Genomic DNA, 15,394 nt, shown 5'->3' with positions numbered 1-15,394 from the left:
TCAATGTCACTCTTGGACAGGTATCACCTGCTTGTACACGACGTAGCTGCCGCTTTTGGGTACGACTACAACGATGTCACGCCAGACTGGGTGCACCCGTTCATTCATCTCATACTGGTCTTGGCGCCTGCGCTGCTGATCACCGTTGGCTCATATCTTGCCATTCGCGGCGTTCTGAAGCTTTGGAAGCATCGTTGCACCCCTGAGTTCCATCCTGAACCCATACGAGGGCTTGAAAGGAGCCTTTTCAGCACCGTCTTGCGCTACTCCAGAAGGCAGCAGGCGTTGATGATTCTGGTTAGCCTCATTGCGATGCCTATTCTCTATCTGACCTTGGAACTGCCAAAGCAAATCGTAAACAACGCTCTGGATTCAGGCCGTTTCCCCATTGCCATTTTGGGACAAGAGTTCGATCAGGTCGTTTTCCTCATACTTCTTTGTGGTCTCTATCTTCTGGCGATCATGCTGAATGGGTTAAACAAATATGGCCTAAACGTCTTCAAAGGGTATGTCGCTGAGCGTTTTCTGCGGCACTTCCGCCTGCTTGTCTATCGGCAATGGCGCAGCGATCCGGACTCCCGAAACCAGAGTGAAATCGTCCCTATTCTCGCACAGGAAGTTGAGCCCATAGGGGGCTTCGCGGCGGATGTCCTTACGCTGCCAATCCTGCAAGGCGGTACGCTTTTGACGATCCTGTTTTTCATGTTCGTTCAGGACCCTGTCTTGGGTGCCGCAGCACTGACCGTACTGCCAATTCAGCTTGTGCTGCTGCCCAAGCTGCAACGCCGGGTCAACGCGCTTTCGCGCACCAGGATCAAGGAAGTCCGACAGCTTGGCAGGCAGCTCAGCGATCAACTGCGCCAACGGCAGGTCAATTCGGCCGGGCTGCTCCCAGCGAGTGCAAGCTTCAGAGAGCTTGAGCACGTGCGCAGGAAGATCTTCCGCCTGAAGTTCTTCATCAAGGCCCTCAACAATTTTCTGACCGCGCTGACGCCATTCCTGTTCTACTCTTTGGGTGGATATTTTGTCATCGAAGGTCGCATTACACTCGGCGCGTTGGTGGCCGTCCTGGCAGCACACAAGGACTTCTCGGCACCGCTGAAAGAGCTCTTCAGTTACTATCAGACGCTGGAAGACACGCGGATCCGGTACCAGGAAATCACGACCTTTTTCACTGGATCGATTCAGCGATCGGGGAAAGCTCAGGCAGACAACCCCAAGCTGGAAGAGGTCAGCCAATTCGAGGAAGCTACACTGAGTTACCCGGCTTTGTCTGTGAAGAGACAGGGGGCGATCGCAACATCATGAAGGAGTCTGATAGAATGAAATGGGCAGCGATATTTTTTGCTCTGGTTGCCGTTGTTGCGGCGGGATGGTATTTCAAGCAGCAAACAGACTCCCAAACGGGCACCCGGACGGAGGAGGGCAGGGTGCTCCCTGCAGGTGCGCTTGCAACTGTCAAGCTGCCAAGCAGCTTGACCGAGCAGGAGCAAATTGGCGCAAGTGCTTATGATGCGGTCTGTGCCGCCTGCCACGGCCTGAATGGACAAGGCCGGGATGGCATTGCTCCACCGCTTGTTCACAAGATCTATGAACCGAGCCACCACGGCGACATGGCGTTTGTCCTCGCGGCGCAAAATGGAGTTCGGGCGCATCATTGGAAATTTGGTAACATGCCAGCGGTTGAAGGCGTGACGCGATCAGATATTCTCGATATCGTGTCTTACATTCGTGCATTGCAGCGTGCCAACGGGATATATTGAGCCGTTTCGACGGTCAAAAGGGTGGAATTGGTTCGCGGGTAACTACCATTCTGTTCGCTGCGACATGGCGACAACTGTTGGGGAAAATTCTCTAGATGAGTAAGTGTCTCGCTGCATCGATTCTGATCCTTGCTGCATTTTTCGGATCTTCCACCGCAACTCATGCCGAGGAAACCGGCCTCTTTAGATTGACCGACCGCGCAGCACCGGTCGGCATCGGCGCCCGTGAACCATCACTTGCAACCTTGCCGGATGGCCGGATCATATTGAGCTGGACAGAAGAAAAAGGAGCCGAATCTGAAGTTCGCATGGCCATCCTCGATGGCAGTGAGTGGTCGGACGCTCGCACAATTCATAAATCGTCAAAGATTTACATCAACTGGGCCGATTTTCCATCGGTAGCGGTGCTGGCTGATGGCGGCCTGGCGGCACAATGGCTTAAACTGAATGGGGAGGGTGATTACCAATATGACGTCAATATCGCTTTTTCTAAAGATGAAGGCAGAAGCTGGACGGAACCGCTTGTTCCCCATGATGACAGATCACAACGCGAGCACGGTTTTGTTTCGTTGGTTCCCGATCAGTTTGGTGGGTTGACGGCGCTGTGGCTGGATGGCCGGGAGTATGACAGTCAAACAGAAGGCGAAAACTTCGAGAATGCGATGCAGCTGCGCGCACGACAGATCAACTCTGACGGAACGATGAAGCCAGAAAGCCTGTTGGACGCGCGCGCTTGTACTTGTTGTCAGACGTCCGCAGCGCGGACCGCTTCGGGCGATATCGTGGTGGTCTATCGTGATCGAACCGCCGATGAAATCCGCGACATTTCGATTGTTCGATCTACCGGAGGGGACTGGACGCAACCCCTCACTGTTCACGACGACGGATGGGAAATTGCCGGCTGCCCCGTAAATGGCCCAGCTGTTGATACGATGGACGACAAGGTGTCCGTCATCTGGTTCACTGCAGCTGAGAATAAACCGGAGGTTTATATCGCGTTTTCGGACGATGGCGGCGCGCAGTTTGACGAACCGCTCCGCATTGACCTCGGCACAGCCGCGGGACGGGTGGATGTTCTGCAAATGCCGGATGGAAGCGCATTGGCGCTCTGGATTGAATATGTGGGAGGCAGTGAAGCGATCGTCATGTGCCACATATCGCGAAGTACCGGATGCGCAGCGCCTCAGGCGCTCCATATCAATCGGGGCGGCGGATCGATCGGTTTTCCCCGAATGGCGCGCGGAGACGCCGGTACGTTTGTGGCCTGGACGCAGCCGACCGGCGGCGGGGATGGGGACACTACAATCCGCATGGTCGAAGTCGCAGTGACTCCATAGGTTTCGAGCATACATCTCAATATCCTATTGCTTGCTTGACGCCGTTGCCCTTATTCTGCGGCCCGCCCGAGGGCCAAATCAGGCACTGTACCGGCTTGCTTCAGGCTCCACCCTTTGATGATGGCATAAACCGCCGGAATGACGATCAGGGTCAGCAAGGTTGACGACACCATTCCCCCGATCATGGGCACTGCGATGCGCTGCATGATCTCGGACCCGGTGCCATGCGCCCAAAGGATCGGCATTAGGCCGGCCATGATTGCGACAACTGTCATCATCTTGGGGCGCACGCGGTCTACTGCACCCACCATGATCGCGGCGTGGAGCTCGTCGCGGGTCAGGTCCCTGTCGCCCGCGCGGGCACGCGCTTCATTCAACGCCTGATCGAGATAGATCAACATGATCACTCCGGTTTCAGCCGCCACCCCGGCCAGCGCGATAAACCCGACGGCCACCGCAACCGACATGTTGAAGCCCATGAACCACATGAGCCAAATGCCACCGACCAGAGCGAAAGGCAGCGACAGCATCACGATCAAGGTTTCCGTCAGGCGGCGGAAGTTTAGGTAAAGCAGCAGAAAGATCAGCGCCAGCGTCAGCGGCACAACAGTGGCCAGCCGCTGTTTCGCGCGTTCAAGGTATTCGAACTGACCGCTCCAGCCCAAAGAATAGCCGGGTGGCAGAGTGACGGAGGCCGCGACCGCCGCCTGAGCTTCGGCCACATAGCCGCCCAGATCGCGTCCGACGATATCGACAAAGATATATACGGCAAGCTGTCCGTTCTCGGTGCGGATCGACGTAGCTCCGCGGGTGCGTTCAATGGTGGCCACGTCCCCCAGCGGAATGGTGCCACCGCCCGGCAGTGCAACCTGAACCTCGCGCCCAATCGCCTCCGGATCAGACCGCAGTGTCGCCGGATAGCGCACTGCGACGTCGTAGCGCTCGCGCCCCTCGACGGTCTGCGTGATGGCCCTGGCCCCCAATGCCATGCCGATCACCTCTTGAACATCCTGCACCGACAGGCCGTAGCGGCCAAGCGCCGTACGGTCCGGGGTGATGTCGAGGTAATAGCCGCCGATCACCCGTTCGGCATAGGCGCTGGTCGTTCCGGGCACCGTGCGTACCACGGCTTCGACCTCGCGGGCGACCTTTTCCATCTCGGTCAGGCTGGTGCCGAAGACCTTGATTCCCACCGGCGTGCGGATGCCTGTGGACAGCATGTCGATGCGCGCCCGGATCGGCATCGTCCAGGCGTTCGATACGCCGGGAAATTGCAAGGCGGCATCCATTTCCTGCCGCAGGCTTTCGGTCGTCACACCGGGCCGCCATTCGTCTTCCGGGCGGAGCTGGATGATCGTCTCGAACATCTCGGTCGGTGCGGGATCGGTCGCGGTCAGGGCGCGGCCCGCCTTGCCGAAGACGGTCAGGACCTCGGGAAAGGTCTTGATGATGCGGTCTTGCGTCTGCATCAACTCGGCGGCCTTGGTGACTGACAGACCGGGCAAAGTGGTCGGCATATACATCAGCGTGCCCTCGTTCAGGACGGGCATGAACTCTGACCCCAACTGCCGCGCGGGCCAGATCGTGACCACCAGTGCGGCGAGAGCCACGATGATCGTGAGACTTTTGGCCTTCAGCACGGCGCGGATGATTGGGCGGTAAACGGCGATGAGTGCCCGGTTCACCGGATTCCGGTGTTCAGGGATGATCCGGCCGCGCACGAAGACCACCATCAGCGCAGGCACCAGCGTCACCGACAGGAACGCCGCCGCCGCCATCGAAAACGTCTTGGTATAGGCCAGCGGGCCGAACATGCGTCCCTCCTGTCCTTCCAGTGCAAAGATCGGCAAGAACGACACGGTGATGATCAGCAGGCTGAAGAACAGCGCCGGGCCGACCTCGCTTGCGGCTTCAATCAGCACTTCGATGCGGGGCTTGTCGGGGGCGGCACGTTCTAGATGCTTGTGCGCGTTCTCGATCATCACGATGGCGGCGTCGATCATCGCGCCGATGGCGATGGCAATGCCGCCGAGGCTCATGATATTGGCCCCGATCCCGAGGAACTTCATCGCGGTGAACGCCATCAGCAACCCCACCGGCAGCATGATGATAGCCACAAGAGCAGACCGAACGTGCAGCAGAAAAATGATCGTGACCCCGGCCACGACGAGACTTTCTTCGAGAAGGGTCGTTTTCAGCGTCTCGATTGCTGACAGGATCAGGTTGGAGCGGTCATAGACTGGCACGATGTCGACGCCGTCCGGCAGACTTTGAGCAACCACGTCCAGTTCCGCTTTGGCGTTTTCGATCACATCCAGTGCATTGGCACCCACCCGTTGCAGCACGATGCCACTGGCGACCTCGCCCTCACCGTTCAATTCGGCGATGCCGCGGCGTTCATTGGGGACGATTTCGACCCGCGCGACATCTTTCAGGCTGATCGGAACCCCACCGATACTTCGCAGGGTGATGTTGCCGATATCCTCGGTTCCCGCCAGATAGCCCCGCCCGCGCACCATGAATTCGAACTCGGACAGCTCCACCGTGCGCCCGCCGGTGTCCATGTTGCTTTCGGAGATGGCTTTGCCGATGTCGGACAGCGTGATCCCCTGCGCCCGCATCCGCACCGGATCCACAGTGACCGAGTATTGCTTGACGAAGCCGCCGACGCTGGCTACTTCGGACACGCCCTCGGCGCGGCTTGCACCAAAGCGGACGACCCAATCCTGCAACGACCGCAATTCGGCCAGCGACAGATTTTCACCGGTGATCGCGTATTGGTAAACCCATCCTACCCCGGTCGCATCGGGACCGAGCGTGGGCGTCACGCCGTCCGGCAGGCGGGCTGCTGCGGCGTTCAGGTATTCAAGCACCCTGCTGCGCGCCCAGTAGGGGTCCACCCCATCTTCGAAGATGATGTAGACAAAGGAAATGCCGAAGAACGAAAACCCGCGCACGACGCGGGATCGCGGCACCGTAAGCATCGCCGAAGTCAGCGGATAGGTGACCTGATCCTCGACAACCTGCGGAGCCTGGCCCGGATAATCGGTCAGCACGATCACCTGCACGTCCGACAAATCGGGAATAGCGTCGATCGGCAAGTTGCGCAGTGACCAGACCCCTGCGGCGATGATCAGGGCCGTGGCAAATAACACGAGAACAAGGTTGCGGGCGGACCATTCAATGACACGCGAGATCATTCGCCTGCCTCCGGGGCAGTCAGCGCAGCCAGGGCTGCGTTCAGGTTGCTTTCCGCGTCGATCAAAAAGGTAGAGGTGGTGACAATGCGGTCGCCCTCCATAATGCCTTCAAGGATTTCCACCATCCCAGCTGCCTGCCGCCCCAGCACCACATCCTGCGGAGCGAATTTCCCCTCCCTCAGATCTCTGATCACCACCTGACGGTCGCCAGTGTCGATCACAGCCGTTTCCGGCACTTGCACCACCGGGGCTCTGTCGCCACTCGCCAGCGTCACATCGGCAAACATGTTCACCAACAACCGTCCCTCAGGGTTGGGCAGATCGATGCGGACGCGTGCCGTCCGGGTCTGCATATCGACCTCAGGGTAGATTTTGTTGATTAGACCGCTGAAGGTTTCGCCCGGCAGGCCGGGAAAGGTGATCGTGGCAGCATTTCCGCCCGCAAGGCCCGTCAAAGCGGATTCCGGTACGTCCGCCATTACCCAGACAATCGAAGTATCGGCAATACGAAACAGCGTTTCTCCGGCCTCGGACATCATGCCTTCGACGGCCATCCGTTCCAGAACCACGCCCGACCGCGGTGCCATCAGGCTGATTTGCACCGGCGTTTGCCTGTCCGCGGCGATCTTGTCGATCACGGACACCGGAACACCCAGGTTTGCCAGCCTTTGACGGCTGCCTTCCACGCGCCCTTCACCACTTCGCAGGTCTGAAACATACTGCGCGGCTGCCGAGACGATATCCGGAGAATAGAGCATCGCCAGCGGTTCGCCCGCTTCAACGATTGATCCGGTCGTTACATCCTCAACTTCTTCGATGAACGCATCCGCACGCAATGAAATGACGCTGACTCTACGGTCGTCCAGCGCAACAATCCCCGGCGCACGCACCGTCGTTGCCATGGGTTCAAACACCGCAATTGAACTACGCACGCCGGTGCGTTGCAGCTTGCCGGGCGATACGGTCACTGATCCGGCATCGCTTGCCTCGTCGGCATAGACGGGCAGGTAGTCCATCCCCATGGAATCCAGCTTTGGCACCGGCGATGTATCAGGCAGGCCCATCGGGTGGCGGTAGTAGAGTAGGGTTCGTTCGCCATTCTCTGCCTTTAGGGACGTGATCGCCTCTGGATCAAACAATACGTCTTCGCTCGCCAGGACCGGCAAAAAGGACTTTCCGTCGGCAGTCTCGGTCGGCGTGGCGGACCATTCGGCGAGACCGTCAGGGTGTCGGTAGTAGATGACCGGGCCTGTCGGCGTTCGGGTTGCGGTTGGCATTGCCTCAGCTTGCCGTACCGTCAGCGCGGTGAATTGCGTCTGCGCCACATTTGCCAACATAGCAGGCGTCCAACCCTTGACGCCTGCCGCGAGGCCCGCCCATCCAGCCGCGCCGCCAACCACGCCGATAAGCACCAATTTGCCAAAGACGCTCATGGCAGCACCTCGAGCACGATTTGCGCTTGAACAGTTTCAGGTTCGCCCTGCACCTTGGCCGCAACGGAAAACCGCCAGTTTCCGTCCATCGTCAGATCGGCGGAAAAACGATATAGACCCGGCTCTTTGCCAGGCAGCGCCACGACTGTCGAAGTCATCGTCTCCATGCCGTCCGGCTCCATATCCAGCCTTGTGGCAAAGATGAGGGCGCCTTCGACGGGCGCATTGGTGCGGGTATCAATCAGACGAAGCTCCAGAACCGCGCCGTCTCCGAAGGGATAGGTCGTTTCGACGAGAACAAGGCTGTAATCAGATGCAGCCGCCTGTGCCATCGGCACGGAGAGCTGGGTCGCAACCACGAGGGTCGCAAGAAAGGTGGGGATATAACGGAGCATGATACGCCTATTTTGACGGGCAACAGGAACGCCAGCCATCGTATCGACCCTGAGTCTATACGTTACATCGGCGCGTGGATTTTGGTGCGAAAGGCACCTGACCCGTCATGCCTTGGGCGGTCTTTGAAGCTCAATGTCCGCATGTTGTCGGTGGGCTGCCGCCTCGGCCCGTGAGAACTCTGCGCTTCCGGGGCCCCGCAAGCTCGCTAGAGTTGCTCGTTCCAGCCCCAGCACAATCGGGGCTACCCGACATTGCATCGTCGAAATGCAAGCAGCATCGCATTCCGGCATGTCCGGGCAGTCATCTGGACAGCAATCGCTTTGCATGACCATCGAAGACCCTGAATCCACGCTTGAAATGGACGCATGACTGATTTGTGCCAGAACAACGCCAATCAAAAGAGTAAGCAGAAAAAGGCGCGTTGTGAGTATCATCGGTCAGCTATGTTGGATTTCTGAAAGACCAGCAATACACGTTTTGCTGAAATGGATAATTGTCCGACTTCACGTTCAAAACGCGGACCCGCTAAAGCTTCAATCGCCTCAGCCTGAGAGCGTTTGCGATGACCGAGACTGAAGAAAGGCTCATCGCGGCTGCGGCGATCATTGGTGACATCAATAGGCCGAAGACCGGGTAGAGGACCCCTGCCGCGATTGGAACACCGAGCGTGTTATAGGCAAACGCCCAGAACAGGTTCTGGCGAATGTTGCGCATCGTCGCCACCGCCAGTGTCCGCGCCTTGACGATGCCGTTCAGATCCCCGCGCAACAGCGTGATGCCCGCACTTTCAACCGCCACGTCCGCGCCCGTGCCCATGGCAAGGCCGACGTCCGCTGCGGCCAGGGCTGGCGCGTCGTTGACACCATCACCCGCCATCGCGACCTTTCTGCCTTCGGCGTGCAGCTCGTCCACCAGCGCCTTCTTATCTTCCGGCAGAACGCCGGCCCGAACCTCGTCGATTCCAAGCCGCTGCGCCACGGCCCTGGCGGTGCGTTCGTTGTCACCTGTCGCCATGATGATCCGCAGACCTGCCTCGTGCAGCACCTTGATGGCTTCGGCAGTCGACTCCTTGATCGGGTCGGCCACTGCGACGATGCCGGACAGCTTACCTTCAATGACTACGAACATGGCGGTCTTACCCTCGGCCCGTAGAACATCTGCCGCTTCCTCTGCCGCAGATGTGTCGAGAGACATGTCGCGCATCATTGCGTTATTTCCAAGTGCGACAGCCCGCCCCAAGACAGTTCCGCGCACGCCTTTTCCGGTCACCGCCTCGAAGTTTTCGGCATTGCCGACCTTGATGCCCTTCTCCTTCGCACCCTCCACGATCGCCTCCGCCAACGGGTGCTCCGAGCCTTTTTCCAGGGCGGCAGCAAGGGTTAGAATGGTTTCCTCGCTTTCGTCGCCCAGAGCGGCCACATCGGTCAGCTTCGGCTTCCCCTCGGTCAGGGTACCCGTCTTGTCCACGATCAGCGTATCGACCTTGGCCATGCGTTCCAGAGCTTCGGCGTCCTTGATCAGCACACCCGCCTGTGCACCGCGCCCCGCGGCCGTCGTGATCGAAATCGGGGTCGCCAGACCCAGAGCACAGGGGCAGGCGATGATCAGCACCGACACCGCCGAGGCAATGGCAAAGACCAGAGCAGGTTCGGGTCCGAAGCTCAGCCACGCGACGAATGCGAGCAGCGCGATCAGGACAACGGTCGGCACGAAGTAGGATGAGACCTTGTCGGCAAGACCCTGAATCGGCGCGCGGGACCTACGCGCGTTCGAAACCATCTCGACGATCTGGCTCAGCATCGTGTCGGCACCCACGCGCGCGGCCTCGATGACAAGGGATCCGTTCTTGTTGATCGTGCCGCCGGTGACGGTATCGCCGGGACTTTTTTCGACCGGTAGGGGTTCGCCGGTGATCATGCTCTCGTCGATGGACGACGTACCGTCCATGACAGTGGCGTCGACGGGGATCGCGTCGCCTGGGCGGACCCGCAGACGATCCCCCTCAACGATGTTTTCCAGCGGCGCGTCATACTCTGTGCCGTCGGGCAGGATACGTCGCGCGGTCTTCGGGGCCAGGTCGAGTAGTGCCCGAATGGCATCGCCGGTCCGTTCCCGCGCCCTCAGCTCCAGAACCTGCCCGACAAAAATCAGGGTGATGATGACAACGGCGGCCTCAAAGTAGGTGCCGACCCCCGCGCCCATCCGGTAGACCTCCGGAAACACGCCCGGAAGGAACGTAGCCACCAGCGAATAGATGTAGGCCGCACCGACACCGATGGCGATCAGTGTCCACATGTTGGGCGAGCGGTTCACGATCGACGCCCATCCCCGCTCGAAGAAGGGTTTCGCCGCCCATAGGACGATTGGTGTCGCCAACGCGAACTCGACATAGGTCGCCAGTTGATGCCCGATCCAGTCTCGGACGGGCAGACCGACCAACTCACCCATGGTTAGGATGACCAGGGGAACGGCCGCGGCGGCACTGATCCACATGCGGCGGGTGAAGTCGGTCAGTTCCTCACTGGGTTCATCGGACGGCAGCATCGGTTCAAGGGCCATTCCGCAAATTGGACAGGCTCCGGGCTCGTCGCGCACGATCTCGGGGTGCATTGGACAGGTATACTGGGTTCCTGCCTGAGGCGTCGTGTTGCGATCCGATGCCTTGCCAGAGGCATAGTAGACCGGATCGGCCTTGAACTTAGTCTGACACTTGTCGGAGCAGAAATAGAACGTCTCATCATCGAATTCCACTTGGCGAGCTGTCGGAGCGACCGTGACGGTCATACCGCAAACCGGATCCTTGGTCTGATCGGATGGTCCCTCTGACGGGTAGGTGCTTGCTATCTGTTCCATTGACAGGTCCTTCAAGATGACACTGAAAATATGGATACGGCTTCCAGTGGATGGAAGGTCAAGCCCTAATGCTGGTCGGCGACAGCTTGGCAAGTTCACGGTGCCAGATGTTGTCGTTAACTAAGTCGCAAACATACAAGCCCGTGTGCAATCAATATTTTTCTTGAACCTCTAGTAGCTTTAGGAGTTAAGCCCTGACGAAGAGCGGCACCATGGTGTAGGTTTCGAATAGTGCCTCACTGGGCGAACAACATTGCGTTCCGGATATGGATCGGCCCGCCGCCCAATGCGTGAAGGGATCAAGCAGATGCTGACAAGACGACATTTCATCCAGACCAGCGCCGCGCTGTTTTCGGCGCCGATCGCCAACCCGCTGCTGGCCGCAACCCGGCCCACCGAAGAGCAGAAGGCGGCCTGGGATGCGCAGGTTACACCTCCCGGCTTTGATCCGGCCACGTCCAACCCGTGGGGGCTGCACCCGCGCTTCCTACCCCAGCGGGTCGTCGCAAAGGGTGGGCTAATTCCGGGAGACATCCACGTCGATGCCGTGGCAAGGTACATCTACCACATCGAAGAGGGCGGAACGGCGATGCGCTATGGCGTGGCCATCGCCCGTGGCAACCTGTACGAGCCCGGCACGTATACGATCCGGCGAAAAGTCGAATGGCCGAACTGGACGCCGACCCAGAACATGATCGAGCGGGACCCGGAACTTTATGAACCCGTGGCCGACGGTGTTGACCCCGGCCCTGAAAATCCTCTCGGCTCGCGGGCGCTATATCTCTTTGTCGGCGACCGCGACACCTATCTGCGCATTCACGGGACGCCCGAACCAAGAAGCATCGGCGGACGTGCGAGTTCGGGCTGTGTCCGAATGGTCATGGCTCATATCAACCACCTCTATCCGAACGTCGAAACCGGTTCAACGGCGTTCCTGTATTCGGCAGAGGACAGCGTAACCCCGCGAAGTTGACCCGTGTGCGTCCGGCCCTGCGCCAGTCGATGCATTATGCCCTGCGAGCGGTGCAGATCGGGTTGCCCCCGGCCGAACGCAGCGGCACGAGGGTGGTTTCCACCGGTCCGCTGTGCTCGTACCAGTAACACCCGTCCTCAGGGCGAAGCCGGGCCGTGGAAAGGTCCTGTCCGGGTGCGGCAAGGTTGAGAACAGCTTCTGGGAGGTTTCCGACCTCGATCACGGGGCCGCGGGTTTCCATGATTGGTGCGGTGCAACCGGTAGCGAAGAGCAAGACTGCGCCGATGGTGATTTTTGGTGCCTGCATTCGAACCTCTGACGCTCCTTTTTTCATTCTAGACCAATTTTGCATGCCCAATGTTGGGTCACAAGCCGCATTCGGGGCTGTCGGTACAACCCCCGCCCCAATACAAACAGAAAAACGCAGATTCCCTATTGAACCTCTAGTGGCTGTAGCTGCTATGTCGAAGTCATCTTATTGAATCCCGAGGTCAATCATGCCGTCCGATAGCCCCCATTCCGACCAGGAAAACTACAACTCAGCGGAGCATAATCCCGACCAACCGGCTTCTTGTTGCACGGATGGAGAAACATGTGGAAAAAAAGCTACGCAGGCCTCCGCGCCATCTGGAGGACGACACTTCCAGGTCTCCGGCCTGGATTGCGCCGAAGAGGTGGCGATCCTGAACCGGGTTGTCGGGCCGAAAGTGGGCGGAACCGAACATCTTGCATTCGACGTGATCAACGGGCGAATGACCATCCTCGACAGTGCCGAGAAGATCTCGGACAACGAAGTCACTCAGGTGGTCGCGAGCACGGGCATGAGTGCGAAACCGTGGGATGCCGACAACGCAGCCGAAGACCAAGCGGCGCATCTGGCACGTCAGAAGCGCTTTACCTCGTTGAGCGGCGGCTTCTGGGCGGCGGGATTCCTTTTCCACATTGTCGAAACCGGCATGGGTGGCGCGCTCGGGCTGTTCGCGGGGCATGGCGAAGCGCCGATGCCAATGGCGGAAGCGGGGCTCTTCGCCGTCGCGATTCTTTGCGGTGTCTGGCTTGTCGCGCCCAAGGCCTGGTCTTCGGCGCGGAGGCTTAGCCCCGACATGAACCTGCTCATGGTGGTGGCCGTCGCGGGCGCCATCGGCCTCGGCGAGTTTTTTGAGGCCGCGACGGTCGCCTTCTTCTTCTCGCTTTCGCTTTATCTGGAGAGCTGGAGCGTGGGGCGGGCGCGTAATGCGGTTTCCGCGCTCCTCGATCTGGCGCCGCCAACGGCGCGGGTTCTTTACGACGACGGATCGGAATCCGACGTTCCGGCCGCGGCCGTGGCAGTCAATGCAAGGTTTATCGTGCGCGGCGGCGACCGGATCCCCCTCGACGGTGAGGTCATGGACGGGGCAGGGGCCGTCGATCAGGCCCCAATTACTGGGGAAAGCGCGCTAGTGCCCAAGGAACCCGGCGACGAGGTCTATGCCGGCACGATCAACGGCGAGGGCACACTGACGGTGCGGGCGACGAAGGCCGCCTCGGACACGGTGCTCGCGAAAATCATTCGCATGGTGGGCGATGCCCATGCCCGCCGCGCGCCGGTCGAACAGTGGGTGGCCAAGTTCGCGCGCATCTACACACCCATCGTGATGGCTCTGGCGATCGCCATCGCGCTGGTGCCGCCACTGGTGACGGGCGGTGCCTGGGATTACTGGTTCTACAATGCGCTGGTTCTGCTGGTCATCGCCTGCCCCTGTGCCCTTGTCATTTCTACGCCAGTTTCCATTGTCGCAGCGCTGACCGCGTCGGCACGGGCTGGGGTGCTCATAAAGGGCGGCGCCTATGTCGAAGCACCGGGGCGGACCACGGCACTGGCGATGGACAAGACCGGGACGATCACCATGGGCGAGCCCGAGGTGGCGGCAGTCCATCCGCTGGGCGAAGCCTCCGCGCGCGATCTCATGACGCTGGCGGCAAGTCTGGAGGCGCGATCCTCGCACCCGCTGGCACGTGCCATCCTAGCGCGTGCCGAAACCGATGGTGTTTCCGTGTCTGCCGCAGAGGACACCCGCACCGTGCCCGGGCGCGGGCTGGAAGGACGCGCCGACGGGCGCGCGATCTGGCTCGGTTCGGATCGGTTCGCCGAGGAGAAAGGGTTCGGCAATGCCATTCCGTCGGATCTGCGGGACCGGATCGAAGGGGCAGGGAGCACCCTTGTTGCCGTGGGTGACGAGACCGGCGTGACCGGCGTTCTGGAGCTTCGCGACCGCATCCGCCCCGATGCCAAAGGGATCGTTGCGCGGCTGCACACGCAGGGAGTGAAGACCATCGTGATGTTGACGGGCGACAACGAACGCACCGCGCGCGCGGTGGCAGCCGAAGTCGGCATCGACGAGGTGCGCGCCGAACTTTTGCCAGAAGACAAGGTGACGGCCATTGAGGAACTCGTCGAAAGCCACGACATGGTGGCGATGATCGGCGACGGTGTGAATGACTCACCGGCCATGGCGCGGGCGCATTATGCCATCGCCATGGGCGCTGTCGGATCGGATGCCGCGATCGAGACGGCCGACATCGCGCTGATGACCGACGACATCGGCAAGGTACCCTGGCTTATCGGCCATTCGCGCCGTGCCATGACGATCATCCACCAGAATATCGGCATATCGCTGGCGACCAAGGCGCTGTTCGTCGGGCTGACCGCGTTCGGTATGGCCTCAATGTGGGGCGCCATTGCTGCGGATGTAGGCGTGTCTCTGCTGGTGGTCGCCAACGCACTTCGGCTCCTGAACGGCCATCAGGTTGAGGCCGGGCCTTCAGGCGGAGAACCGGTGGGCGAGCAGATGGCGAAGGGAGCACTGGCGCACGGTCATTGATCCGTCGGTTTCGGTAGAGTAACGTCTGACATCAACCAGACCTCGCCAAAGGGGCGTCGAGCAGTGATGAATACCAGAATTCCACGACGGGGCTTTCTGTTGGGCGGATTGGCCACCTTCCTGTCTGGCTGTGCCAGCAAGTTCCGGTCCTACAACGGACCCGAAGTGACCCGGCTGCGTATGTACAAGGCGCAGCGGCTGCTGGTTATTGACGGAACGGATGATGTCTTGCGGACCTATCCCATCGGATTGGGCTTCGCGCCCGAAGGCCACAAGCAGTTCGAAGGAGACGGCCGCACGCCGGAGGGCTCCTATCTGATTGACCGGCGCAACCCGGACAGCCTCTTCCACCTCTCCATCGGCATTTCATTCCCGAACGAGGCCGATATCGCGTTTGCGAAGGCGCAAGGAAAATCGCCGGGCGGCGACATTTTCATCCACGGGGGGCCGCGCAAGGGGATCGACCCGATGAACAAGCGCGACTGGACCGCAGGCTGCATCTCCGTCACAGACCGGCAAATCGAGGATATCTACGCCATGGTCAGGGACGGAACCCCCATCGACATCTATGCCTGATC

The 15,394-nt window shown here is 60.0% G+C and carries 11 protein-coding genes; 6 read left to right on the top strand and 5 right to left on the bottom strand.

Features of this window, described 5'->3' with window-relative positions; all coding sequences use genetic code 11:
- The first annotated feature begins 3 nt into the window (after positions 1-3).
- The 3 genes from DU478_RS20985 to DU478_RS20975 all read left to right on the top strand — a co-directional run bounded on the left by DU478_RS20985 (position 4) and on the right by DU478_RS20975 (position 3,100).
- A complete protein-coding gene (locus DU478_RS20985; RefSeq protein ID WP_114512824.1) occupies positions 4-1,308 on the top strand; it encodes an ABC transporter transmembrane domain-containing protein in 1,305 nt (434 codons plus the stop codon).
- Between the two features lie 14 nt (positions 1,309-1,322).
- Complete coding sequence (locus DU478_RS20980) at positions 1,323-1,763, top strand: c-type cytochrome (protein ID WP_233501514.1); 441 nt, start codon at positions 1,323-1,325, stop codon at positions 1,761-1,763.
- Positions 1,764-1,858: 95 nt separating this feature from the next.
- Positions 1,859-3,100 (top strand): sialidase family protein, encoded by a 1,242-nt coding sequence (locus DU478_RS20975; RefSeq protein WP_233501511.1) that lies wholly within the window; start codon positions 1,859-1,861, stop codon positions 3,098-3,100.
- Positions 3,101-3,150: 50 nt separating this feature from the next.
- Here DU478_RS20975 and DU478_RS20970 read toward each other — a convergent pair whose 3' ends face one another.
- The 4 genes from DU478_RS20970 to DU478_RS20955 form a co-directional block, all read right to left on the bottom strand.
- Positions 3,151-6,300 carry an efflux RND transporter permease subunit gene (locus DU478_RS20970; protein ID WP_114512821.1) on the bottom strand — a complete coding sequence of 1,050 codons (3,150 nt, stop codon included), beginning with the start codon at positions 6,298-6,300 and terminating at the stop codon, positions 3,151-3,153.
- The gene (locus DU478_RS20965) at positions 6,297-7,733 is read right to left on the bottom strand and encodes an efflux RND transporter periplasmic adaptor subunit (RefSeq protein ID WP_114512820.1); all 1,437 of its coding nucleotides are present in this window, start codon (positions 7,731-7,733) and stop codon (positions 6,297-6,299) included. Before DU478_RS20965 ends, DU478_RS20970 begins: the two co-directional genes overlap by 4 nt.
- Positions 7,730-8,128: a FixH family protein gene (locus DU478_RS20960; RefSeq protein WP_114512819.1), complete on the bottom strand. Its 399-nt coding sequence runs from the start codon at positions 8,126-8,128 to the stop codon at positions 7,730-7,732. The genes DU478_RS20965 and DU478_RS20960 overlap by 4 nt, the downstream gene beginning before the upstream one ends.
- Positions 8,129-8,654: 526 nt before the next feature.
- Positions 8,655-10,982, bottom strand: a complete 2,328-nt coding sequence (locus DU478_RS20955; RefSeq protein ID WP_114512818.1) for a heavy metal translocating P-type ATPase — start codon at positions 10,980-10,982, stop codon at positions 8,655-8,657.
- 307 nt (positions 10,983-11,289) lie between these two features.
- Here DU478_RS20955 and DU478_RS20950 point away from each other — a divergent pair, with 307 nt between their 5' ends.
- Positions 11,290-11,955: a L,D-transpeptidase gene (locus tag DU478_RS20950; protein ID WP_114512845.1), complete on the top strand. Its 666-nt coding sequence runs from the start codon at positions 11,290-11,292 to the stop codon at positions 11,953-11,955.
- A gap of 34 nt (positions 11,956-11,989) precedes the next feature.
- On the opposite strand, the gene DU478_RS23475 is transcribed toward DU478_RS20950, so the two are convergent.
- Complete coding sequence (locus DU478_RS23475; protein WP_407703181.1) at positions 11,990-12,196, bottom strand: hypothetical protein; 207 nt, start codon at positions 12,194-12,196, stop codon at positions 11,990-11,992.
- A gap of 256 nt (positions 12,197-12,452) precedes the next feature.
- Between DU478_RS23475 and DU478_RS20940 the strand changes: the two genes are divergently transcribed.
- Together DU478_RS20940 and DU478_RS20935 are read left to right on the top strand one after the other, a co-directional pair.
- A complete protein-coding gene (locus tag DU478_RS20940) occupies positions 12,453-14,816 on the top strand; it encodes a heavy metal translocating P-type ATPase (protein ID WP_456119796.1) in 2,364 nt (787 codons plus the stop codon).
- Positions 14,817-14,882: 66 nt separating this feature from the next.
- Positions 14,883-15,392, top strand: a complete 510-nt coding sequence (locus tag DU478_RS20935; protein WP_407703180.1) for a L,D-transpeptidase family protein — start codon at positions 14,883-14,885, stop codon at positions 15,390-15,392.
- Positions 15,393-15,394: the final 2 nt, after the last annotated feature.

The organism is Thalassococcus profundi, from assembly GCF_003344785.1.
Classification (GTDB): Bacteria; Pseudomonadota; Alphaproteobacteria; order Rhodobacterales; family Rhodobacteraceae; genus Puniceibacterium; species Puniceibacterium profundi.
This window is presented reverse-complemented; position numbering and strand designations above follow the sequence as displayed.

What these genes read in the sequence shown, in the direction of transcription:
- DU478_RS20950 (WP_114512845.1), top strand. Translation starts at nt 11,290, where the DNA reads ATGCTGACAAGACGACATTTCATCCAGACCAGCGCCGCGCTGTTTTCG.
- DU478_RS20955 (WP_114512818.1), bottom strand. Translation starts at nt 10,982, where the DNA reads ATGGAACAGATAGCAAGCACCTACCCGTCAGAGGGACCATCCGATCAG.
- DU478_RS20970 (WP_114512821.1), bottom strand. Translation starts at nt 6,300, where the DNA reads ATGATCTCGCGTGTCATTGAATGGTCCGCCCGCAACCTTGTTCTCGTG.
- DU478_RS20975 (WP_233501511.1), top strand. Translation starts at nt 1,859, where the DNA reads ATGAGTAAGTGTCTCGCTGCATCGATTCTGATCCTTGCTGCATTTTTC.
- DU478_RS20980 (WP_233501514.1), top strand. Translation starts at nt 1,323, where the DNA reads ATGAAATGGGCAGCGATATTTTTTGCTCTGGTTGCCGTTGTTGCGGCG.
- DU478_RS23475 (WP_407703181.1), bottom strand. Translation starts at nt 12,196, where the DNA reads ATGGAAACCCGCGGCCCCGTGATCGAGGTCGGAAACCTCCCAGAAGCT.
- DU478_RS20965 (WP_114512820.1), bottom strand. Translation starts at nt 7,733, where the DNA reads ATGAGCGTCTTTGGCAAATTGGTGCTTATCGGCGTGGTTGGCGGCGCG.
- DU478_RS20935 (WP_407703180.1), top strand. Translation starts at nt 14,883, where the DNA reads ATGAATACCAGAATTCCACGACGGGGCTTTCTGTTGGGCGGATTGGCC.
- DU478_RS20960 (WP_114512819.1), bottom strand. Translation starts at nt 8,128, where the DNA reads ATGCTCCGTTATATCCCCACCTTTCTTGCGACCCTCGTGGTTGCGACC.
- DU478_RS20985 (WP_114512824.1), top strand. Translation starts at nt 4, where the DNA reads ATGTCACTCTTGGACAGGTATCACCTGCTTGTACACGACGTAGCTGCC.
- DU478_RS20940 (WP_456119796.1), top strand. Translation starts at nt 12,453, where the DNA reads ATGCCGTCCGATAGCCCCCATTCCGACCAGGAAAACTACAACTCAGCG.